The organism is cyanobacterium endosymbiont of Epithemia clementina EcSB (genome assembly GCF_029919255.1).
Lineage (GTDB): Bacteria > Cyanobacteriota > Cyanobacteriia > Cyanobacteriales > Microcystaceae > Rippkaea.
In genome coordinates, this window is the sequence record NZ_CP123991.1 from 2,664,600 (window position 1) to 2,689,276 (window position 24,677).

General features: G+C 35.0%; 15 protein-coding genes. 7 read left to right on the forward strand and 8 right to left on the reverse strand.

Annotated features, from left to right (window positions below; translation table 11 throughout):
* Positions 1-301: 301 nt before the first annotated feature.
* The 4 genes from P3F56_RS08925 to sufB all read right to left on the reverse strand — a co-directional run bounded on the left by P3F56_RS08925 (position 302) and on the right by sufB (position 5,369).
* Positions 302-1,561: a SufS family cysteine desulfurase gene (locus P3F56_RS08925; RefSeq protein WP_281152516.1), complete on the reverse strand. Its 1,260-nt coding sequence runs from the start codon at positions 1,559-1,561 to the stop codon at positions 302-304.
* Between the two features lie 86 nt (positions 1,562-1,647).
* Positions 1,648-3,015: a Fe-S cluster assembly protein SufD gene (gene sufD, locus P3F56_RS08930; RefSeq protein ID WP_281152517.1), complete on the reverse strand. Its 1,368-nt coding sequence runs from the start codon at positions 3,013-3,015 to the stop codon at positions 1,648-1,650.
* Between the two features lie 65 nt (positions 3,016-3,080).
* Complete coding sequence (gene sufC, locus P3F56_RS08935) at positions 3,081-3,851, reverse strand: Fe-S cluster assembly ATPase SufC (RefSeq protein WP_281152518.1); 771 nt, start codon at positions 3,849-3,851, stop codon at positions 3,081-3,083.
* A 75-nt stretch (positions 3,852-3,926) separates the two neighbouring features.
* Positions 3,927-5,369, reverse strand: coding sequence for a Fe-S cluster assembly protein SufB (gene sufB, locus P3F56_RS08940; protein WP_281153784.1), 1,443 nt, complete (start codon positions 5,367-5,369; stop codon positions 3,927-3,929).
* A gap of 402 nt (positions 5,370-5,771) precedes the next feature.
* Here sufB and sufR point away from each other — a divergent pair, with 402 nt between their 5' ends.
* The gene (sufR, locus tag P3F56_RS08945; RefSeq protein WP_281152519.1) at positions 5,772-6,428 is read left to right on the forward strand and encodes an iron-sulfur cluster biosynthesis transcriptional regulator SufR; all 657 of its coding nucleotides are present in this window, start codon (positions 5,772-5,774) and stop codon (positions 6,426-6,428) included.
* 337 nt (positions 6,429-6,765) lie between these two features.
* Complete coding sequence (locus P3F56_RS08950; protein WP_281152520.1) at positions 6,766-6,963, forward strand: heavy-metal-associated domain-containing protein; 198 nt, start codon at positions 6,766-6,768, stop codon at positions 6,961-6,963.
* Between the two features lie 332 nt (positions 6,964-7,295).
* Here the strand turns inward: P3F56_RS08950 and glgX are convergent, their stop codons facing one another.
* Positions 7,296-9,422, reverse strand: coding sequence for a glycogen debranching protein GlgX (glgX, locus tag P3F56_RS08955; protein ID WP_281152521.1), 2,127 nt, complete (start codon positions 9,420-9,422; stop codon positions 7,296-7,298).
* A 1,507-nt stretch (positions 9,423-10,929) separates the two neighbouring features.
* Between glgX and P3F56_RS08960 the strand changes: the two genes are divergently transcribed.
* Entirely contained in the window at positions 10,930-11,985 is a 1,056-nt protein-coding gene (locus P3F56_RS08960; RefSeq protein WP_281152522.1) for a D-alanine--D-alanine ligase family protein, read from the forward strand.
* A gap of 658 nt (positions 11,986-12,643) precedes the next feature.
* On the opposite strand, the gene hisG is transcribed toward P3F56_RS08960, so the two are convergent.
* The gene (gene hisG, locus P3F56_RS08965; protein WP_281152523.1) at positions 12,644-13,282 is read right to left on the reverse strand and encodes an ATP phosphoribosyltransferase; all 639 of its coding nucleotides are present in this window, start codon (positions 13,280-13,282) and stop codon (positions 12,644-12,646) included.
* Positions 13,283-13,450: 168 nt separating this feature from the next.
* Positions 13,451-14,203, reverse strand: coding sequence for a DUF364 domain-containing protein (locus P3F56_RS08970; protein WP_281153785.1), 753 nt, complete (start codon positions 14,201-14,203; stop codon positions 13,451-13,453).
* Between the two features lie 126 nt (positions 14,204-14,329).
* Here P3F56_RS08970 and P3F56_RS08975 point away from each other — a divergent pair, with 126 nt between their 5' ends.
* The 3 genes from P3F56_RS08975 (at position 14,330) to secF (ending at position 17,828) form a co-directional block, all read left to right on the forward strand.
* Positions 14,330-15,313, forward strand: coding sequence for an alpha-ketoacid dehydrogenase subunit beta (locus P3F56_RS08975; protein WP_281152524.1), 984 nt, complete (start codon positions 14,330-14,332; stop codon positions 15,311-15,313).
* Positions 15,314-15,384: 71 nt separating this feature from the next.
* Positions 15,385-16,797, forward strand: coding sequence for a protein translocase subunit SecD (gene secD / locus P3F56_RS08980; protein ID WP_281152525.1), 1,413 nt, complete (start codon positions 15,385-15,387; stop codon positions 16,795-16,797).
* Positions 16,798-16,904: 107 nt separating this feature from the next.
* Positions 16,905-17,828, forward strand: a complete 924-nt coding sequence (secF, locus tag P3F56_RS08985) for a protein translocase subunit SecF (protein WP_281152526.1) — start codon at positions 16,905-16,907, stop codon at positions 17,826-17,828.
* 9 nt (positions 17,829-17,837) lie between these two features.
* On the opposite strand, the gene murD is transcribed toward secF, so the two are convergent.
* Positions 17,838-19,190, reverse strand: coding sequence for a UDP-N-acetylmuramoyl-L-alanine--D-glutamate ligase (murD, locus tag P3F56_RS08990; RefSeq protein WP_281152527.1), 1,353 nt, complete (start codon positions 19,188-19,190; stop codon positions 17,838-17,840).
* Positions 19,191-20,243: 1,053 nt separating this feature from the next.
* Between murD and P3F56_RS08995 the strand changes: the two genes are divergently transcribed.
* A complete protein-coding gene (locus P3F56_RS08995; protein WP_281152528.1) occupies positions 20,244-22,646 on the forward strand; it encodes an endonuclease MutS2 in 2,403 nt (800 codons plus the stop codon).
* Positions 22,647-24,677: the final 2,031 nt, after the last annotated feature.

Below are 24,677 nucleotides of genomic sequence, written 5' to 3' on the forward strand. Positions count from 1 at the left end.
GTCAGTAAAATAGGTCCTTTTATAAGGTATGTAACAAAAAATTAACAAACCAAGACTTAAAGTCTTTACTTTTACATAAATTATACTTATGGAATGATAAAATACAGTAAAAAAAATTAGAAAGTTATTAGCCACTGGGTTGTCATGGTAACACTTTACTTAGTCTAGGAGAGTTGTGAAAATTATATTTCACAAATTTTTTGTACATTTACAATTATTAATAACTAAAGTAAAAATACTAAAACAAACGAGAAGAGGTGGGACCTTCCCACCCCTAAAAAACGCAGACTGCTCCCTATTATCACATGAGCTCAGTGAAAAAATCAATCGTTTCTTTTAAAACTAAAATAAAGCTGTCAATTTCCTCAAGGGTATTATAAAAATATAAACTTACTCTAGCACTTCCTGAGGCATTAAATAGGCGATGTAATGGTTGAGTACAATGATGTCCTGACCGAATGGAAATTCCTTCATTATCTAATAAAGTTGATAAGTCACTCCCATGAATTCCTTCGACATTAAAGGAAGCTAATGCTGCTCTTCCTTTACCGTCTAAATTGGACCTAGATCCGTAAATCCGTATTTTAGGAATTTCTGTTAATTTTTTAAATAAATAGGTAGTCAACTCCTCTTCATAAACATGGATTTTATCCAATCCGATAGTTGTCAAATAATCCACCGCTGCTCCTAGGGCGATCACCTCCCCAACAGCAGGGGTTCCTGCTTCAAATTTGTGGGGTAGTTTGCCATGGGTAAACCCCTCAAGAAATACTTCCCCTATCATTTCTCCTCCACCAAGAAAAGGAGGCATATCTTCCAAAATTTTTTTCTTCCCATAAAGAAACCCAATTCCCGTAGGAGCACACATTTTATGTCCACTGGCCACCAACCAATCACAGTCAATTTGCTGCACATCAATAGCTAAATGGGGCGCGCTTTGACAGGCATCAATTAACACCTTTGCTCCTACTTGATGAGCTGCACAAGTGATTTCTTTTACTGGGTTAATACAGCCCAACGTATTAGAAACATGGACGATAGCTACCAATTTTGTCTTACGCGATAACAAGGATTTAAACTGATCTAAATCAAATTCTTCTTGTTCAGTTAGAAAAACATACTTGATTACTGCCCCTGTTTTTTGAGCTATCATTTGCCACGGGACCATATTACTATGGTGTTCCATGACGGAAATAATAATTTCATCTCCAGGTTTTAAGTTGGTTAACCCCCAACTATAAGCGACTAAATTAACAGCTTCTGTAGCATTACGAGTAAAAACAATTTCTTGAGGTGATTGGGAATTGATAAATTTTGCTACTTTGTCTCTAGCCCCTTCATATGCTTCTGTTGCCCGCACACTTAAATTATGTGACCCTCGATGAACATTCGCGTTATCTTTTTCATAGTAATTACGCAGAGTATCGAGAACGATTAAAGGTTTTTGAGAAGTAGCAGCATTGTCGAGATAAATTAAAGACTTTCCGTTAATTTCTTGGTGCAAAATTGGAAAATCAGAACGAACTTGAGCAGCGAGAGTTTTTTCTTTTACAGAAATCATGACAAATTCAAACGTTAGAAGTTAATTAGGGGCTTTAGCATCTTGAAATATTTCTACATAAGTTATTAAGAAAATTAATAATTTATTTAGTATTCTAATGTCCTACAGGCGACACATTGAGTGAGTCTTTGACGCAGAGATTTAAGAGGAAGTTGATCTAAAATTTCAGTAGCAAAGGCATCAATTAAGAGGTTACGGGCGTCGTTTTGATTTAAACCACGACTTTGCAAATAAAATAGTTCATCAGATTCTAATTGACTAATAGTTGCCCCGTGGGAACATTTAACATTGTCGGCAGTAATTTGTAATTCAGGTTTAGTATCAATACGAGCTTTTGAAGACAGCAGCAAATTCCGATTTAATTGATTTGCATTGGTTAATTGTGCTGGTTTTGGGACAGATATTTTACCGTTAAATATCCCATGGGCATGATCATCAATGATACATTTGTGCAATTGATGGATTATTCCATAGGGATAATTAAGATAGACTGCGCTGTGAGTATCTGAAATCTGTAAATTTCCGACCATTGTTAAACCACTCAGGTTAGTTTCAGTTTGTTTTCCCTGTTGAAAAACCTTGAGGGTGTGGCGAGATAGTTTGGCACCTAGACTAATATCATTACAAATATAACGACTTTCTTTATTTTGGATAATCGTAGTTTTTCCGATGTGAAAGCTATCTCTTAATTCTCGTTGAATGCGACTATGATTAATGCGAGCATTGTCTTCCAGGAATATTTCTGTGACTCCATTCACTAAATAAGGTTTATTCTCTGCGATATCAGAACATTCTTGGGCAATAGCCGTATAGTTCTCTACCAAAGTAACACTTGACCCTGTTTCAGCTATTATTAAAACACGAGGTTGGATTAAACTATGGCAATCGGTAGGAACAGATAGAAATAGTAAATCAACAGGAACATCGACAATAATATTTGGGTCTACCCAAACGATGGCAACATGATAAAGATCTGCTGTATTTATCAGGGTAAAAAAGTCTTTTTTATCATTATTTTTCCCTAAATAATGAACAACTTTCTCCTTTTTTGATTCTGGAAGTCCCATTAAACTCCCTACATATACCCCTTTAGGTAAAGCAGATAAATTTGACAGTTCAGGGGCATACTCTCCATTAACAAAAATGAGCTGACTTTTTTGGGTCTCGGGTAGGATAAAAGAGGACAAATTATCTGGAAAAATGGTAGTAGCCGATCTGGTTGGTTTAAACTGAATATTAGACAATTCAGACAAGTCGACAAATCTCCAATCTTCATCCTGTTTTGTAGGGAAGTTTAATCTTGTGGACTCGGATACTGCATCTTCCCTCAATTTTGATAAAAATTGCAGCTTGCCCACGGCTTCCTGGGATTGACATTCTTTTGACAATCCCAACAGAATATTCTCCCAAATTTGGTTAATACGTACACTTTTTTTTATGGTCGATGTTGTCATACAATCACTTCCCTTATGAAAGATTCAGATATGGAACAATTTATTTAAGTTGTTGGGGGATACTTTTAGGCGTTAGCCAACAGTTTTGCCTCGACAAAGTCATAACCGCTCTCTTCAAGTTCAAGGGCTAATTCTTTTCCTCCTGTCTTCACGATTCGTCCATTGTGCATTACGTGAATATAGTGAGGTTCAATGTAGTTAAGTAACCTTTGGTAGTGGGTAATCAACAAAAAAGCGTTTTTATCAGTGGCTAATTTATTGACCCCATTAGCAACAATTCTTAACGCATCGATATCTAATCCTGAATCAATTTCATCTAGAATGCCTAGGGTAGGTTCTAATAAAGCCATTTGTAAAACTTCATTGCGTTTTTTTTCTCCTCCAGAAAACCCTTCGTTTAAACTTCTTTCCAAAAAACTAGGGTTCATCTTGACAATATCTAGCTTTTCCTCTACTAAGTCTTCAAAATCAAAGGTGTCAATTTCCTCTAGCCCTTGATATTTTCGATGGGCATTGTAAGCTACCCGCAGGAAATCTAAGTTACTTACCCCGGGAATTTCTAAAGGATACTGAAAAGCCAGAAAAATCCCCAGATTTGCCCGTTCAGTTGGACTCTTCCCGAGGATTTCCTCCCCTTTATAAACTATGTTTCCACCAGTTATTTCATAATCAGGATGTCCAGCTAAGACCTTTGAGAGAGTACTTTTGCCAGACCCATTTCTTCCCATGATCGCATGGATTTCCCCTTCTTTCATTTCCAGGCTAACACCTTTTAGAATAGGTTTTCCTTCAACATTAGCTGTTAGATTTTGAACTGATAGGATAACTTCACTCATTGACTTTCGTAAGAATTAATAACTAGACTTTATGTGTTTTGAACTTTAAGTAAGATGGGCATTGTCTATTCTAGATTAGCCGACAGTTTTTTCTAATTTAAGACCTAGAAGTCTATCAGCTTCGGCAGCAAATTCCATCGGTAACTCACTCAGGACATCCTTGCAGAAACCACTCACTAACATAGAGACAGCATCTTCTTCAGGAATCCCTCGTTGGGCAAAGTAGAATAATTGGTCTTCCCCAATTTTAGAGGTTGAAGCTTCATGTTCTATTGTAGAAGTATTATTATTTGCCTGAATGTAAGGAAAGGTATTAGCTTCGGCATTATCTCCAATCAACATTGAATCACATTGGGAGTAATTTCTTGACCCTTTAGCTTTTGGACCCATTTTTACTAATCCACGGTAACTGTTTTTAGAACCGCCCGCAGAAATACCCTTAGAAATAATAGTGCTCCGAGTGTTTTTGCCAACATGGATCATTTTCGTTCCTGTATCCGCCTGCTGTTTATTATTAGTGAGGGCAATGGAATAAAATTCTCCAACCGAATTATCACCCACCAAGACACAACTCGGATATTTCCAAGTAATAGCAGAACCTGTTTCTACTTGAGTCCAAGAAATCTTAGAATTAACTCCTTTGCATAAACCTCGCTTAGTAACAAAGTTATAGATTCCTCCTTTACCATTTTCATCCCCTGCATACCAATTTTGAACAGTAGAATATTTAATCTCAGCATTATCTAAAGCCACTAACTCTACCACGGCTGCATGGAGTTGATTACTATCATACATCGGTGCGGTACACCCTTCTAGATAGCTAACAGAAGCCTTTTCTTCAGCCACAATTAATGTCCGTTCAAACTGCCCTGTATCTCCGCTGTTAATCCGAAAATAAGTAGATAGTTCCATAGGGCATTTAACCCCTTTGGGGATAAACACAAAAGACCCATCACTAAAAACTGCTGCATTGAGAGCAGCAAAGAAATTATCATTGGCTGGAACTACTGAACCGAGATATTTTCGGACCAAATCAGGATATTCTTGTAAAGCTTCTGAAATAGAACAAAAAATAACTCCAGATTCAGCCAATTTTTCTTTAAAAGTTGTCGCTACAGAAACACTATCAAAAATAGCATCTACTGCTACGTTTCCTAATCGTTTTTGTTCAGATAGAGGAATACCTAACTTCTCAAAAGTCTCAAGTAAAGTCGGATCAACTTCATCAAGACTGCCTAATTTTTCTTTCTTCTGTTTAGGGGCAGAATAATAAATAATATTCTGATAGTCAATGGGCGGATAAGTGACATGAGGCCAGGTTGGCTCTGTCATCTTTTGCCATTGTTGGTAAGATTTTAGGCGAAAATCTAACATAAAGTCCGGTTCTTTTTTTTTCGCAGAAATCAGGCGAATAACATCCTCACTGATACCACGAGGAATCTTATCGGACTCAATATCAGTGATAAACCCATATTTATATGGTTGGTTAACCAGGATCTTAACTGATGTATCACTCATAAGTTGTGTGTTCTCCGTTTCCATTTGATAATTTCTTTTTAGGATATCTAGAGAGTCCCCAGCTTCAAGGGTGACAAATGTACCGCACTCGGAAGCAAATGCTTTAGGTTTGGCAATCCCATATATCGTTAAAAACACGCCTTAATTACATGCGGTCGAAACGACGAGTCTAGCTAGATAGAGAGGTTCTCTCGCAAAAGTCCTTGTGTTTATTAAAACAATTTTTGTATTGCTCAACCCTATTCTACAATAGAATAACAACGTGATTGTTGTCAAAGTCACATTTTTGAAGATTTATTGGCAACGGCGCATCAGGAATAAAACCTTAATGATTAAGATATTCCTAGCGTTTCTATACCACTGCTTATCTAAGTCCCACTCAATCAGCCAGTGACCGAAACGATGACTATTATTCATCCCCCTTCAACTAAAGAAGATATTCTGAATTATTTGCTTAAACATGGTCAAGCCAAAGCTTCTGAATTAGCCCAAGCTTTGGCAATCACACCTCAAGCAACTCGCCGCCACCTAAAAGACTTGGAAACTGAAGACTTAATTGAACATCAATCTCAACAAGTTGGGTTAGGAAGGCCCCAACATATCTATTATCTTAGTAAACAAGGACGTGATCACTTCCCTACTCGCTATGGAGAATTTGCGGTTTCTTTCCTTAAGACTCTCACTGAGACCGTAGGAGAACAACAGGTAGGAGAAGTTTTACGCAAACAATGGGAACGTAAAGCTGAAGACTATCGCCAGCGCATTGGTAATGGACCCCTTGAAGAAAGGGTCAGTAAATTAGTTAAATTGCGGCAAGAAGAAGGTTATATGGCAGAGATACATTTATTTAATCCTAAAAATAGTTGTCAATCCTTAAAAAAAAGGTATATCTTGGCAGAGCATCATTGTGCAATTTCTGAAGTAGCTGAATCTTACCCCACAGTTTGCGGTCACGAATTGGAAATGTTTGCTGAAATCTTACCTGATTGCACCGTTGAAAGAACTCACTGGATTAATGAAGGAGAACACAATTGTGGGTATTTTATCCAAGCTAATTAAATCAATCGTTAATTACTATCTACGCTGATATTACGAATCAGTTAGAATGAGCTCAATTTATGACTCCTAAAAAATCTGTACATGTTTATAAAGCATTGCTTTTATCCTAAAATAGATTATTGACTCATTTTACTGGTCTCTTTTGGCAATTATTAAAATATCTATCTAAAAGAAAGTAGAAAATATCCAGCTTCAAACTGGTAATAATTGTCCAATAGTTAATGGTTATTAATTAATATGGAAATCCTAGATTATCGAGATTATTGACAAGGATTTATATTTGGTTTATATTAAGTTATTATCGGGATAATCTCAAATATTATGACTCAAGCGTGCCATGAGTATTACATTTAAAGTCCCTAGCATTGCCTGTGAGGCTTGCGCCAAGACTATCACTAAAGCGGTCCAAAGTGAAAAGCCGGAGACTGCCATATCTATTGATGTTTCTACAAAAATTGTTACTGTTGAAACTACAGTTTCTGAAGAAACTATTAGAAAAATTATTGAAGGGACAGGCCATACTGTTGAAGATTAGTTACGGTTTCGTCGTCAAAAGTCTGAAAGGGTGCAATTATTGTATACCAATCTAAATTTTTTGGAGTGTTAGTTATTTTCCTCACTCTTTTATTTATAATCCTGTTCTGTTCGACCATATATACCAATTTTCTGAAGTTTGACTGCATATCATGTGTAGGAGTCAATGTCCATTGATACCTACGAAATTGGTGTATATGGCTGACCGTATAGTAAGAAATATTTTATGACCCATAAAAATGGCATTTTTTAAAAAAGTGTTCTCAATTAAGAAACAGAATGACAATAATATTAAAATCATTGATAGCAATAATCTAAATCACAAAATACTTTTTAAATAGACTGTAGAACCATCAATGATCGCCCTTTTACACTAGTAATTGATTGATTTACTTGATACATTTTTTCTTGGTCGATCCAATAAGTTTTAGTAGTATCAATTACTATTTTCCATAATTGACTTTTTAAGTTAGAAGGTAAAGTGAACTTTAATGTATTTTCTTCAGCGTTAAATAGCAAAAGAAAACTAGCATCAATTACCTGATTACCCTCGATATCAGTGATTTCAATTACTTCTCCATTGAGGAAAATACTAATTGCCCTTACCCCCTCTTCTTCCCATTGTTCTTCGGTCATCTCTTCTCCTTTAGAGTTAAACCAAACAACATCCTTTGCGTCTGATCCGTGAAGTGCTTTCCCTTGAAACCACTTACACCGTCGAAAAACAGGGTGTTGATGACGAAACTTAATTAACTGTTGGGTAAACAATAAAAAATCTTGATTAACCTTCGTTAAGTCCCAATTAAACCAAGAAATATCGTTGTCTTGACAATAGCCATTATTGTTTCCCTGTTGGCTACGCCCAATTTCATCTCCTCCTAATATCATGGGAACCCCTTGGGACAACATTAAAGTGGTTAAAAAATTACGTTTTTGTTGTTCTCGTAAAGCCAAAATTTGAAGGTCATCGGTTTCTCCTTCTTCTCCACAATTCCAAGAATAATTATAGGTTTCTCCATCGTTGTTGTTTTCTCCATTGACCTCGTTATGTTTTTCGTTATAACTGACTAGATCCGCCAGGGTAAAACCATCGTGAGCCGTGATGAAATTAACACTCGCATGGGGTTTTCTTCCAGTAATTTCGTAAATGTCAGCACTTCCCATAAAACGGTAAGCAAACGACGCTAAGGTGCTATCTTGACCGCGCCAGAAATTCCGTATTTCATCCCGATATTTTCCATTCCATTCTGACCATAGTAGTGGAAATTGTCCTACCTGGTAACCTCCTTCTCCGAGATCCCAAGGTTCTGCGATTAATTTTACATTCGATAAAACGGGCTCTTGGTGAATAATATCGAAGAAGGTAGCTAAAGTTCCTACCTCATAAAGTTCTCTCGCTAAAGCTGCTGCTAAGTCAAAGCGAAACCCATCAATGTGCATTTCTAAGACCCAATACCGTAAACTATCCATTATGAGTTTAAGGACATCAGGATGGCTGACATTAAGAGAGTTACCACACCCTGTAAAATCTACGTAGTAACGAGGATTTTCTTCATCTATACGGTAATAGACTTGGTTATCGATACCCCGTAAAAAAAATGTTGGTCCTAAATGATTTCCTTCCCCTGTATGGTTATAAACAACATCAAGAATGACTTCAATCCCCGCTTTATGGAGAGTTTTTACCATATTTTTAAATTCTGTTACTTGTTGCCCTTGAGTTCCTGAGGCGCTGTAACTTGAATGAGGAGCAAAATAACCTAAGGAGTCGTAACCCCAATAATTAGTTAATCCTTTATCAATTAGATGGCCTTGCTGTACAAAAAAATGGTGAACAGGGAGTAATTCAACAGCAGTAATGCCTAAATTTTGTAGATAGGCAATCATATTGGGATGAACTAGTCCAGTATAAGTTCCCCGCAAATTTTCAGGTATTTCTAGATGTTGTTTTGTAAATCCTTTGACATGAACTTCATAGATGATGGTTTTATGCCAAGGATGTTTTAGTAAGGTGTCCTCTTCCCAATTAAAGCTTTCATCAATCACAACTGCTTTGGGAACCCACGGTGCGTCATCTATTTCCGAGGCAGTTAGATCTTGATCTTCACAGTTCCAACGATAGCCAAAGATAGCTTCTTTATGTTCTACATCAGAGGTGATTGCTTTAGCATAGGGATCAATCAACAATTTTTTGGGGTTGAAGCGATAGCCTTCGGTGGGGTCAAATGGACCATGAGCCCGAAACCAGTAATGCTGTCCTGGTTTTATTCCAGGAATGTAACCATGCCAAATATAATTGGATACTTCTTCTAAAGGTATGGATGTTTCTTGTCCCCAATTATTAAATAAGCAAAGATCAACTCTCGTTGCATTTTTAGAAAAAATTGCAACGAGAGTTCCTTTTCCGTCCCAACTTGCTCCTAAAGGATAGGGATTTCCTGGCAAAAGTTTGATATTCATTAGTAGGTTCATTGCGATTTGAATAAAGTTAAAGACTTAACGATTTTTTTCATGATTATAATATGATATTTTGGAGTATTGTCCGTTTATTTTTCTTAGTAGCGTTAAAATCTATTTCTAAACGTTTTGAACGTTCTATCTATGTCTAGAGTGAACCTTTTCTCCTCAATAAAGCGACGGATAAATGCGATAATACTTTCTCCGGATATTAGGTGCATATTAGAAATATATAGCAATTACTAATCATTTATGTCCGAGAAATACATAATTTTTGTTGAGTAAATTAAACCAGTATTTTTTCACACTAGTTATTCCATATGCTGGATATATTCATTAACTAAATGGTTTAGAAAACGAGAAAAAACGTCGTTGCAGTAATGTTACCTTGATGTCTGGCAAAGGTGATTATATTTTATCGATATTGTCTGATTACTTATAGGGAGACCTAGTTTTTTGTCGATAAATAGCTAAGTCTTATTGATTCGTTGATCAAACCTAATTGCTCATAACTTTAGTAGTTTATCTTGAAAATTAGCCATTAATTGCTAAATTAATCCTAAAATATCTAGTTCTACGAACCTGTCATGTAAATACAGAATCTGTAAAGATAAATTTTGATCATAAAATCATCAAAAATTTTGTAGTTAGGAATAATTTTTTATAATTAGACTATTTTAAACTGTTATAATTATCAGTTGTACTTAACTACATTATTATAACTACATTTACTTCCTATTTAAGCTTTTAAAATAGGATGAGTATATATCTTAGACTTCTAGTTGATTTAGATCATAAATCATTATCATTGATTTATACAAAATAAAAAAATGATCTAATTATCTGAATAAAAATTAGAATATCAATTTTTGATATAAATAAAATTAGTTATTTTTTTGAATTAAAATATTTTTTTATTTAAAATTTATTTTCTCTAATAAATAAGACTCTTTTTTGGGAGAATAAATATTTGTTGTTTGGGTAACTCTTAGATAAGAAATATTTTTTATAGTTCGTAGCTACTAAATTATACTTGTTAAAAGTAAGATTAACTACAGGTAAATAATTAATTGAAATAAAAGGTAATTGTCGGCAATAATTACATTATTTTTTTAGTAAAAAGCAAAATAGCTATAGGAATTAACAACTCTTTTTAAGATTGCAAGTAGAATGATTTATGTCAACTTAAATATTTTTAAAAAGATTGATAAATATTAATATTTTTTTTAGCTTATTTTATCTGCAAAAAGCAATGAAGATAATTAGTAGATTTGGTATCTCTTATACAACTTATTAATTCTTAGAGATGAATCGCCTGGATAACTTTCTGCTATTAAATAAAAGGTACAGTCGATTTATTGAGATAAGTTATAACCCTTAAGGGTATAAAAGTAACTGGCTCCCCTATTCCATTAGTTAATGTGGTGGAACTTCTCTGAGATAGGGTAGGTCGTCTATAGTCTGAAAAGTATAATCGCTGTTTGTTTGTAAGGATTAAGGAGTATAATCAATGATTAAATTACGAGTAGGGTTATTGTTTGGGGGACGATCAGGAGAACATGAAGTTTCTATCAAGTCTGCAAAGGCAATCGCAACTGCCTTAAACACCACAGAAAACTCCCGAAAATACGAGGTATTACCGGTATATATTCAAAAAAATGGAGTTTGGCAAGCAGGAAATACCGCACAACAGATACTCGATCAAGAAACTCTCTTACCCTGTAAAGATGCAACTACACAACAATTATGGCAGTTTCCCCCTCAAGTAAGTGAAGTAGATGTTTGGTTTCCCATTCTTCACGGACCAAATGGAGAAGACGGGACGATACAAGGATTGTTAAGCTTAATGCAGACTCCTTTTGTAGGAAGTGGGGTTTTAGGATCATCCGTAGGCATGGATAAGATTGCCATGAAAATGATCTTTGCTCAGGTAGGATTACCCCAAGTTGAATATATTGCAGTAGATAGAGCTAAAATATGGTCTAATTCATTTGTTTTTTCAGAATTTTGCGATAAAATTGAAAAAAATATAACTTATCCTTGTTTTGTGAAGCCTGCTAATTTAGGGTCATCTGTAGGAATTGCTAAGGTGCGATCACGTTCAGAACTTAAAGTAGCTTTGGATGATGCAGCAAGTTACGACAGACGGATTGTCATTGAAACAGGAGTAATCGCTAGAGAAGTTGAATGTGCAGTTTTTGGTAATGAAAACCCTAAGGCGTCGGTGATTGGGGAAATTACTTATAATACTGATTTTTACGATTATGAGACAAAATATACAAGTGGCAAAGCGCAATTATGTATTCCTGCTCAACTTCCTGATCCCATTATTACTCAAATTCAAGAAATGGCTGTCCTTGCGTTTACTGCATTAGATGGGGCAGGGCTAGCTCGGGTAGACTTTTTCTATGTAGAAGATAGCCAAGAAGTGTTTGTCAATGAAATTAACACCCTTCCAGGGTTTACTATTTTCAGTATGTATCCCCGACTGTGGAAAGCAACAGGAGTTTCTTTCTCTGAATTAGTCGATCAATTGATTCAATTAGCATTGGAAAGAAATAATTGATAGACTACTTATTTAAAAAAACATTAAGTAAGGTGTTTTAGACAAATTACTCTTGTTACAGTCTAAAATAGACTGCAATTTTTATTGCACTCTAATATACAGTACACCTGCAGTTTTTCGTGTATTATACTGATCTAATACACCTGAGAGTTCTATTAAGATTTACTTGACAAAAAGTCTCTCATACTTTCACTACTGATTTAAAAGGCAATCAGAAGAAAAGATTTATAACATTGGCCATGATCAAATTAACTGTCGATAAATATCGAAAACAATCTTCTGAGGAAAAAAGAAAATTTTAATTAGTTAAATATTTTTTAAAATGCGGCAATTAGAGTGTATGAAAATGTTCTTAGATTTTTAGTTTCAATATTTAATTGAGAAAATAAATATCTAGAATTAGATTATTAATTTCAGTAATATTTTTATCAAAACTATCACCTAAGCAGGGAAGGAAAAAGGTCATATTTCTAATAATTAGTGTAGCAATTAGAGATTCACAGTTGACAGAAGTATAAATTCTTGATACTGTCGGAATCAAAAATTTACATTAACAATAATTATATTTATTTAGGTTTAATATTTAATGAAAACTGATCAAAATATAGCTATAAAATATTGCACTATTGTGCTTTATTTCCTATATTTTTATCTCTAACTACATTTTTCTAATCTTTCTAATCTTTTCAACCCAAGAATTAATCTGATCAAAATTCAGGCGATAACTAAGGGGATGAGCAATCAAATGAGCAGTACTTTCAAACAACGTATCAATTTCCACTAAGCCATTTTGTTTCAACGTTTTTCCAGTAGAAACTAAATCTACAATTGCTTCTGACATTCCGGTTATAGGTCCTAATTCAACTGATCCATAAAGGGTGATAATTTCTATAGGTAGATTTAAGTTATAGAAATAGTTTTTAGCACAATTAACGAATTTAGAAGCTACTTTCCCATGAGCTGGAAGATCTACAGGATGTTTATAAGGGCTAGTCTTAGAGACTGCAACAGACATTCGACAATAGCCAAAAATTAGATCCGCTAAATCCGCAACTACGGGAGTTTTTTCTAATAAAAGATCATAGCCAACAATGCCTAACTGTGCTTGTCCGTACTCAACATAAACTGGAACATCGGTTGCCCTAACTAATAATCCTTTAGCGGTGTTAGTCGAGTCTGTAATTTGCAATTGACGATTTTTGGGGTCGAGAAAATCACTAAAATCCAATCCAATCTCTTGGAAGAGTTTGATACTATCGGACAAAAGTGCACCTTTGGGGATGGCAACAGTTAACATACACTATTAATTATGATTAGTAGCCAGATTGTCCCACATATCTTTTGAGTTTAGGACACTTTTTTACAGAAAATTTAATGATCTTTCGTTAAGGAAAAAAAATGGATGAAATACTGAAAACAGTGTTAACTCAAACAAAGTTAACAGATTTTATAAACACAAAAATAGTTATGAAAAATCATACAATCGGTACTGAACCCCTGTTTCAAAAATACGAACTCCACCCCCTTCAGCAACAGTCTGTCGTAAAGCGTTGGGATCAACAACAGTCACCCCTGCAAGGTAATCTACACCAAATTCAGCTAATTCTGCTAACCAAGGAACTGTCGGTCCCATTAACACTAATTTGGCATTCCTAGAAAGTTCTACTAAGCGAGGAAAGGTTTTATTCGGAATAGAAGTCCCTGTTAGAAACACCCAGTCAGACTCGGGTAATAAGTATTCTGATGCAGGTGCGGGAAAATCACCTGGCCTTGGTTTAAGTTCAATTATATTGATTGCCATTTCCGTTTTGTAACGGTCTAACCCTGGGTAGCATCCAATGACTGAAACCCGTTTTCCTCGCAATTGGGGGAGGAAATGCTCAAAGACTGCTAAATTAGCTGGACCAGATGAAAAAACGGGCTGACTCATTTCCGAGAGGTTAGACTGAGAATTGATCACAGCATTAATTGCAGCCATTCCAATTGTTGCTTTATAATCATCCCAAGATCGCAACCAGGGGGCTATATCTGCTATGGTTCGATTAACTAAAGTTCCTGACCAAGAAAGAGTACGTGTTGGAATAGCCGGACTCATACACAGTCCAATCTCTTCACCATGACAGATGGTCCAGGTTAAACCGATGATCACCTCTTGGATAAGTGTAGTGTTGGTACCATAATCTAGAAGTAAATCGTAAATTTCTTGGGGATTAATCATTTTAGAGTGAGTAGGGGACATTTACAGAATAATCTAAAAAAATACCTCATGGTTACGATGCCTCCCAAAAAGATTAAAATGTGGAGTTCCAATGATAGGATAACAAATGCGCTCGCTGGTGAATGTATGGCAGAAACTTTATTATTTAACGCACTCCGTCAAGCCATTGATGAAGAAATGGCATATGACAAGACAGTCTTTGTTTTAGGAGAAGACGTAGGCCACTACGGTGGCTCCTACAAGGTAACAAAAGATCTTTATAAAAAATATGGAGATCTTAGGGTTCTTGATACTCCAATCGCTGAAAATAGCTTTACTGGAATGGCTGTCGGTGCTGCTATGACAGGGTTACGCCCAATTATCGAAGGCATGAACATGGGGTTTTTACTCCTAGCTTTTAATCAAATTGCTAACAATGCAGGGATGTTACGGTATACCTCTGGAGGAAACTTCAAAATTCCGATGGTCATTCGCGGTCCAGGGGGCGTAGGACGGCAGTTAGGAGCTGAACATTCTCAACGCCTCGAAGCTTATTTTCATGCAGTTCCTGGGCTTAAGATTATTGCCTGTTCTACTCCTTACAATGCGAAGGGACTTCTTAAAGCAGCCATCCGAGATGAAAATCCTGTTCTGTTTTTTGAACACGTTCTTCTCTATAATCTCAAAGAGCAAATTCCCAATACAGAATATATAGTGCCCTTGGACAAGGCCGAAATCGTCCGTTCTGGGAAAGATGTCACTGTATTGACTTACTCTAGAATGCGTCATCATTGTCTTCAAGCATTGAAAAAATTAGAACCAGAAGGGTATGATCCCGAAATTATTGACTTAATTTCCCTAAAACCCTTTGACTTAGAAACTATTGGAAATTCTATTAGTAAAACTCATCGGGTGATTATTGTAGAAGAATGTATGAAAACAGGGGGAATTGCCGCTGAATTGATTGCTCTAATTAATGAGAATTTTTTTGACGAACTGGATGCCCCTGTCATTCGATTATCATCGCAAGATGTCCCTACCCCCTACAACGGCAACCTAGAAAATCTAACTATTGTTCAACCTCCTAAAATTGTTGAAGCAGTGCAGAAAATAATCGCATTGCAGGTTTAAATGTAAGGGAAAGACTAGGAGTCCATCTTTTGCGGTTTGCCCCTCTTTCCTAACTTCATAAAGGAATCATCATGCAACAACAACGTTTAGTCCTTGGTTTAATCGCCGCCCTAGCTATTGGGGCAATTATCATTTTAGTAGCTATTCCCCTGCAACTAGGGTTAGACCTTAAAGGGGGGGCGCAGTTAACCATTCAAATTAAACCCACCGACAAGATTCAAAACATCAGTCTGGAAGACTTGGAAGCACAGAAAGTTGTTTTAGGGAATAGGGTTAATGCTTTGGGCGTAGCTGAACCTATTGTACAGACTCTGGGACAAGATAAAATTGTTATCCAGTTACCAGGAGTTACTGATTCTGAACAGGCCGAAAGGGTGTTAGGAGGAACCGCCCAATTGGAGTTTCGTGAACAAAAACAAGGAACTGAAGGCCAGTTTCAAGCGGAATTTACGACTAAACGACAATTAGAAGTGGAATTAGCAATTCTAAGACAGGATGGCACATTAGAGGAAAATGCCGAACGTGTTGTCGAGCTAACTCAATCTATCAAACAATCGAACCTTGCCATCTTAGATCTGTTTCAATCAGTCGATTTAACAGGAAAAAACCTTAACAATGCTCGCCCTAGCCCCACCCAAACAGGGACTAGTTGGGAGGTCGCCATCGAATTTGATAATGACGGGGGCAAAAAGTTTACCGAACTCACGAAAAATCTGGCAGGAACTGGACGTAGTATTGGGATTTTTCTAGATGATACCCTGATTAGTGCACCAATTGTAGGTGTAGAGTTTGCTAACACTGGGATTACGGGAGGTAGTGCTGTCATTACAGGAAATTTTACTGTTGATAGTGCCAATGAGCTCGCCGTTCAAATTCGCGGGGGATCTTTACCATTTCCGGTAGAAGTGGTGGAAAACCGTACTGTCGGGGCCACTTTAGGGAAAGAAAGCATCCGAAGTAGTATTTATGCTGGGGTAGCTGGGTTGATTCTAGTGTTAATCTTCATGGCGGTTTATTATCGCCTTCCTGGGATGATTGCTAATTTGGCCTTGGGGATTTACACCTTATACACCTTGGCTTTTTACGCTTTGATTGGCGTTACTTTGACTTTACCTGGAATTGCCGGATTTATCTTAAGTATTGGTATGGCCGTGGATGCAAATGTCCTAATTTTTGAGCGAACTCGTGAAGAATTGCGATCTGGAAATAGTTTGTATCGCTCCGTAGAATCTGGATTTAATCGCGCATTTTCGAGTATTTTGGATAGCAATGTCACTACTTTGATTGCTTGCAGTGCTTTGTTTGGATTAGGGTCAGGATTGGTTAAAGGATTTGCTCTTACCCTTGCCATTGGCGTATTAGTAAGTATGTTTACGGCAGTTACTTGTAGCCGAACTCTTTCATTACTAACGGTATTAGGATTGCCCTCAGTTCGTAAAAAACCTGAACTATTTTGTCCCAATCTACCCAAAACCGTTAATTAATTTTTTCCTCAAATTTACTAGTGAGGACCTAAAGGGAAAAGAAGAAAAAGTTTTGTTCATAAATTTCCCAAACTATTGCATCTTACTAATTTATTAATGAGCAAACAATGAAATTACATATTATTAAATGGGAACGCTTATGGTGGTCGGTTTCAGCACTTTTTATTCTTGGTGGAATCATTGCGATGGTAATTTCCTATTCCACCTTCAACTCGCCTGTACGTCCAGGGATAGACTTTATTGGGGGAACTCGACTACAGTTACAATTAGCCTGCATGGCAGAAGGAACCTGTGACCAGTCCATCGATACAGGAAAAGTTCGAGAAATTCTTGTTCAACAGGGGTTGAATGGTAGTATTCAGGTTTTAGAAAAGAATATTCTATCAATTAGGAGTAAAAATCTCGACGTTGATCAACGCACTCAGTTACAACAAATTTTAAACGAAAAGATTGGACAATTTGACCCTGATACCGTTCAAATTGATACAGTAGGTCCAACAGTGGGACAAGAGTTATTTAAGTCAGGAATTCTAGCTTTGTTAGTAGCTTTCCTCGGAATCATCGTCTATCTTACTATTCGCTTTCAATTCGATTATGCCTTCTTTGCAATTATTGCCCTCTTTCATGATGTTCTCATTACAGTGGGGATCTTTGCTGTGTTGGGACTAATCACAGAAATTGAAGTTGATAGTCTATCTTTGGTAGCTTTACTAACAATAATTGGGTTTTCAGTCAATGATACCGTAGTCATTTATGATCGCATTCGAGACAACATAGAAAAACAGCCTGATATTTCCATCAACGAGGTAGTAGAAATTTCCGTTAACCAAAGTCTTGCCCGTTCCATTAATACTAGTGTTACTACTATATTACCGTTATTAGCTATCTTCCTGTTTGGGGGAGAAACCCTAAAATATTTTTCTCTCGCCTTGATCATTGGCTTTGTTGCCGGGGCTTATTCGAGTATTTTTATTGCTAGTACCCTATTAGCTTGGTGGCGTAACCGTACATTTTCTTTGGTAGAATCTTAAAGCAAATCATCAACTCAATTCTTGACAGAGTTGTCGAAAATGATCACCACGATGTTCAAAACTCTGGTACTGATCAAAACTAGCACAAGCGGGGGAAAATAATACGACTTTTACCTTCTGTTTCTGTCCTAATTCTAATCCTCGTTTAACAGCATTTTCTAGAGTTTCTACTATTTCATAGGTTTCATATCCCGACTCTTGTAACCTTTGAGAAAATATTTCAGCCGCTTCTCCAATTAACAAAACTGTAGAAACTTTTTTTTTAATTTGTTTAATCCAACGGTCATTGTCCCCTTCTTTTAGTTTTCCCCCCGCAACTAAAATTACTGGAGATTTTACGGAAACTAAGCCAACTTCTGCTGCATCATAATTAGTTGCCTTACTATCATTAATAAAGTCAATTCCCCGCACATTACAAATTAATTCTAGGCGGTGAGGAACTCCTTTAAAGTCAGCAATTGCTTGGGCGATCGCCCCTTTTTCAATCCCTGCTAGTCTTGCTGCTCCCACTGCCATTAATAAGTTTTGTTGATTGTGAGAACCAACCATTTTAAAGAGATTCAAAGGCGCAATTAATTCTCCAAAAGCAACTATCCAATTATCTTGAATATAAATTCCTTTAGAAGGATGGCAGAGTAAATGCTCCTTTCCTTTAGTCGTTATCCAACAAGCGTCAGCCCACTGGTGTAATCCCACTTGATGTAGATAAGGATCATCTCCATTAAGGATTTGATATTCACACCGATGTAAGATAGACGCTTTGATAGAATAATAGTTATCTAGGGTTTTGTGACGGTTAAGATGATCAGTCGTAAAAGTTGTCCAAATACCAATTTTTGGGGATAATCTTCTCAAAGACTCTCCTTGATAACTACTAACTTCAGCTATAATCCAATCAAACTTCTCTGAAGATAAAACGAGTTCGCAAGCAGCATGACCAATGTTGCCACAGGGGGGAGCATTGAGTCCTGATGTTTGAAAAATTGACGCTGTTAGGGCGGTGGTGGTAGTTTTTCCGTTAGTTCCCGTAATTCCTACCCAAGGAAACTTCTGTAAATATCGCCAAGCTAACTCTAATTCTCCAATAACATCAATACCGTGAGCACGCGCTTCTACCAAAAAAGGAATATCCCAAGGAACTCCTGGACTAACTACAATTAAGTCAGGTGAGTTTGTCGCTATCAAAGTTAGTTGATGTCCTAATTTAACCGTAATCCCTTCTTGTTCTAATTTTCTCTGGGTTTGTCGCAGGGGTAAAGAGTCAGCGCAATCACTCAGAACAACTTCCCATCCGTCTGTTTTCAGTACTCTAGCTGCGGCAATTCCTGATCTTCCCAGTCCAATAATATAAGCAATGGCCATAAGCCTAATGTTGCACCTATTTCTGATTAAAGTAGTCTTGATCTTATCAAAATAATTCTCATTTTTCAGCAACACTATTCAAGTGTTTTTTCTTGTTAACTAATTAGTGACTAGTATATTACCAATAATTAAGGTTAAAATAACAAAAAATAATTTAAAAAGTTTAATAATTTATTATGTACTACTCTAATATAGATTCACTAACTAGTATGTTATTTGGACTCTAGAATAAAGTTATTTGTTTATGGAATGCAGTTGACTCCGAATGAGATTAATTTTAGTTGATCTTATTTTTATATGAGATACTTAAATGTATGATTTTGGTAATCATAAAGCTTTTAAAATATTAATAATTGACTGTTAATATTTTGTCAGATAAAAGATTTAGATTTTATTGTTAAGCTTTTTGATAAAAAAGAAGCATTGGATTATAATCAGCAATCTATCAAAAATAGACTTTTTATGAAAAGAGTTTATCGTCGTGTTAAAAAAGTTTTTTAAAAAAGAAAAGTGTAAGTAACAATCCTTTATTCTCGTTAGTTATGTGTGACTATAGATTATTTTTAACTGTATCATTATTTTTATAATCCTCAACAAAAAGATTATTATCTATAAGTCATTTACAAAACTATTAGTGCAGTCGTCAATTATTCAGCAAATTCAGTAACCTGTTGTGGAGGAAGAGAAAAATTGCTACTGTTTCACTAAACACTTAGGATAATAGGGGAAACACCTAGCCTAATTAATACAAGAACAGGTAAACGTTGCAAGATTTTCCCATGATTCCTTATCTATACAATAATCGTGTTACCCTGAGCCCAGGGGTGGCAGCTACAATTTTGAGTCAGGGAAGCATCAGTAAAAAGATTAATCACTAAGACAGATAGAGCTTCCTTATTAAGCTAAGGAACGTAGACGTAGCCAAATTGTCTGTACTTTACATATAGTTGAGTAGACTGCCCTTAAATTTGCCAGTCAATTTTGACAATATAAACAACATTAGTTACATAATAAGAACAAAAGTTTTTTTATTTACTATTCTTAAGTTAAGTTTTGATTCAACAAGAAACCTTAAACCTTCTCGAATGGCCTCGACTCTGTCAACATTTGTCTACCTTTGCTGCGACAAAACTAGGAGTGTTAGCCGCCAGAAGACTATCGATTCCTGAGACTATTGAAGAAAGTGAGCAATTATTAGCCCAAACCCAAGAGATTTATCGTTTAGAACAGAATTTAGAAGTTCAATGGTCTTTTGATGGGATTACTGATATTGGAGACTCTCTAGAACGAGCTAAATTAGGAGGAATACTTTCTGAACAGGAATTGCTCAATATTGCTACTACTTTAGCCGGGGTGAGGCGACTGCGGCGAATGATTAATAATCAAGAAGATTGTCCTATTTTAGAGAAATTAGTAGCAGATATTCGGACTTATCCTGAATTAGAGCAGCAAATTAACCATTGTATTGACGAAGCAGGTAAAGTCGCTGATCGCGCTAGTATCAAATTAGGAGAGATTCGTCGAAACCTCAAAGATGTCCGCGCTCAGATTTATCAGAAACTCCAAAATATTATCCACCAGCAAGGGGGAGCAGTCCAAGAAGCTGTTATTACCCAACGGGGCGATCGCTTTGTAATTCCTGTAAAAGCTCCCAAAAAAGATCAAATTAGAGGTATTATTCATGATACTTCTAGCACAGGAGCCACTCTTTATGTCGAACCGGATTCCGTCGTGCAATGGGGTAACCAACGCCGTCAATATTTACGTCAAGAACAAGTAGAAATAGAAGCTATTCTGCGGACTTTAACTGAAAAAGTTGCTTCTATTTACGATGAACTAGACCATTTACTCGGAATAGCTACTGTTCTTGATTTAACAACGGCTAAAGCCCTTTATAGCTTATGGTTAGAAGGAAATGCTCCCGAATTTATTGACCCAACTCAAGGAGAATTGATCACTCTGCGGCAACTACGTCATCCCCTGCTCGTTTGGCAACAACAACACGAACAAGGTTCTTCTGTCGTTCCTATAAATGTTCAGGTTGATCCAAAAATTCGAGTTGTAGCAATCACCGGTCCTAACACAGGAGGCAAAACCGTCACCTTAAAAACCATCGGTTTAGCTGCTTTAATGGCTAAAGTTGGTTTATTTGTTCCTGCCAGAGAACCTGTAAAAATACCTTGGTTTGGACAGATTCTAGCAGACATCGGAGATGAACAGTCAATTGAACAAAGTTTATCTACCTTTTCAGGTCATATCCGCCGCATCGTTCGCATTTTAAAATCTCTGAAAACTCCTCTCTCTCCCAACCCCTCTCTTTCCCTTGTCCTCCTTGATGAAGTAGGTGCAGGAACTGATCCCGCAGAGGGAAGTGCATTAGCGGTCGCTCTCCTTCATTATTTGGCTTATCATGCTTTACTTACCATTGCTAGCACTCATTATGGAGAATTGAAAGCGTTAAAATACCAAGATGACCGTTTTGAGAATGCGTCGGTAGAATTTGATGATCAAACTCTTTCTCCCACTTATCGTCTATTGTGGGGAATCCCAGGCCGTTCTAATGCCCTAACTGTTGCTGGTCGATTAGGGTTACAAATGGAGATTATTGAAGAGGCTAAAACTCGTATTGGAGGGTTTTCTGAAGAAATCAATGAAGTTATTGCTGGGTTAGAAAAACAACGACGAGAACAGGAACAAAAAGCACAAGAAGCTAGTAACTTGTTACAACAAACTAAGAAGTTTTATACAGAAATTTTAGAAAAAACTTCATCGTTACAACAACGAGAACAGTCGTTGAAACAATATCAAGAACAAGAAGTTCAAAAGGCAATTGCCCAGGCAAAAGAAGAAATTGCTCAAGTTATTCGTCAATTGCAAAAGGGAAAAAAAACGGGACAACAAGCACAAAAAGCTACAGCCACTTTACAAGAAATCGGTGAACGTCAATTATCTAAACTGGAACAATGTAAATATGCTTATAAGCCCAAAGTTGGAGAAAAAATTAAATTACTAAGATTTGGACAGACAGCAGATGTATTAGCAATAGATGAAGAACAAGAAGAAGTTACTGTTCGTTTTGGATTAATGAAAATGATCGTTTCTTTTACTAAGATTGAATCTCTAGATGGGAAAAAAGTTGAAGTTACTGCGAGAAAAAAAGTTCCTATTGTTACTCCATCGGAAAAACAAAAATCTCAATCCGTTCCGATGATTAGAACATCTCAAAATACATTAGATATTCGAGGTAGTCGAGTTGCTGAAGCAGAATCAAATTTAGAAAATGCGATTTCTAAAATTACTCAATCAGGGGTTTTATGGGTTATTCATGGCAAAGGAACTGGAAAACTACGTCAAGGAGTTCATGCATTTTTAAAGTTACATCCCCAAATAGATAAGTTTGAATTAGCACCTCAAAATGAAGGAGGTTCAGGAGTAACTATTGCTTATTTGAAATAGTTAATTGTCAATAGTTAATTCTAGTCTAACATCTAAGTACCATTAGAATTAAGTATTTATATATGATTACCAATTGTAATAAGTATTACAACGTACAAATAACACATTTTAACTTAGCATAGTTTTTAACTTTAATTTTTATTAAGTAAATTTATTGTTTTGCTAATCTATTTATAGTTGTGTACTTAGTTTATAAAAAAACTAACTTTTTACTACATAATTCTCTTATTTAACTAAGACAAATAAAACTAACTAAATTTACAAAAAATATTATTTTTTTATATATAAATAAAATTAATATTGTAATTATTTAATGTTATTAACCACTTATAAAGCAATATGTTTTGTTAAAATTAAAAACATATTTTTTGGACATTAAGTAAACTTAGTTTTTGATTAATTTTATTCATTTTATGAGTTTAGTAAATCATGATTAATTCTAAAATATTTTTTCTAATTACATTTTTTTAAAAATTATTATTTCTATGTCTTTGGTTTAAATGTAGTTTATTTAAACAGATATTTAAGAATTTAAAATAAATGTACTTTAATCCTTAAATTCTATAGCTACAAAATTATTCACAGTTCCTAAAACTAATATGTATAGGTTTTATTAAACTAAAAATAGTTAACTTATAATTAGAAATTAAGAACAGTAAATAAAGAATAATTAATTTTTTTTTGACAATTAAAAACATGTCATATGTTAATAGGGTTAAAGACTTAAAATATCCAATAAAAGTGATAAGTATTACTTTAAAATTTATGAAAAAATACAAACTTTTACACAAAATAAATTATGTTTTTTTCTCTTCTAATTTAGAAAAAGTACTGTTTTAATTAAAACTAAAATTGTAAAAAAATGTGAAAGACAATATAGAAGAGAATGTATCAGACTTTTAGTCATAACACAAAAAGGTTAAGTAAATAAAGAACAGAACCTATCTAAATTTTGGTTATACCGAACTGACTAATACAAAATTCACTAGTGACATGCTAAGTTAAAAAACTTCTGAATTGAATATTGACAACGTTTTTTAACTTCTAAGATCTCCTTTTAATTAACTTTAATTTGTTGTTAATGTCTTTTACTGTTCTTTGAGTCGTTTCTTAGTCACAATAGGCAATATCTTTTTAAATTTTATTTAAACTAATACATTTATAAGAGGAATAGTATCTGTGAGCTCTTTAGCTTCTAGTTAAAAGTTTTTGATAAAAATAATTTATTATTAACTAATTTAATTGGATAGTATTTATCCACTAAACTAGTATAGTAGCTGATAGAATCAACTTATTCATTATATTTTTATAAATTTTCTCAATGTCTATATTTACCTTTCCAATTTTTATAAAAAAATATTTAAACAAATTTTTTGCCTATTATACTATTTATTTAGATCTTCTTGTTTCTATAATTTTAACCCTCACTACTTCATCTAAATCTACTATTATTACATAATAACTTCCTTATCTTTTAATCACAGCAATTACATCAATTACCAACTATTGTGATGTCCTAATTTTTTGGTTTATTTTTTTGCCTAAATTTCTGATCATGATTTCTATTTATTATTGCCTTATCTTAATTTATTTTAGTGATGTTAAAATGCAGCTATTTATTTTTTGTCCTATCATTTTAAATGAACTCAATTATATTAAATATTTTTATTATTATTAATTACATGATAATTAATAATAATCTTTTATGAGATAAACACCTTTTTCTATTCAAGACAAATCGCTCATATTTAATTTATGATTTTTATCAAGTTTTATGCTAAAAAATAGAATAAATATTCGCTTAATATAAAGAGAAAACTTGTTTTTTGTATTTTCATTTAAATTTAACAGCTAGTAGCATTAAGCATTTTCAAATTTGAAATTTCATCCATAAAACTATGTTTAGTATTTGTACTTGATACAATAGCAATAAAATAAGTGAAGGTTTTGAGTTTAATATAATTGAGTTTAAATACCAATTCTGCTAAGATATTAGCTATATAATAATTATTTTTTAATAAAATTAAAATT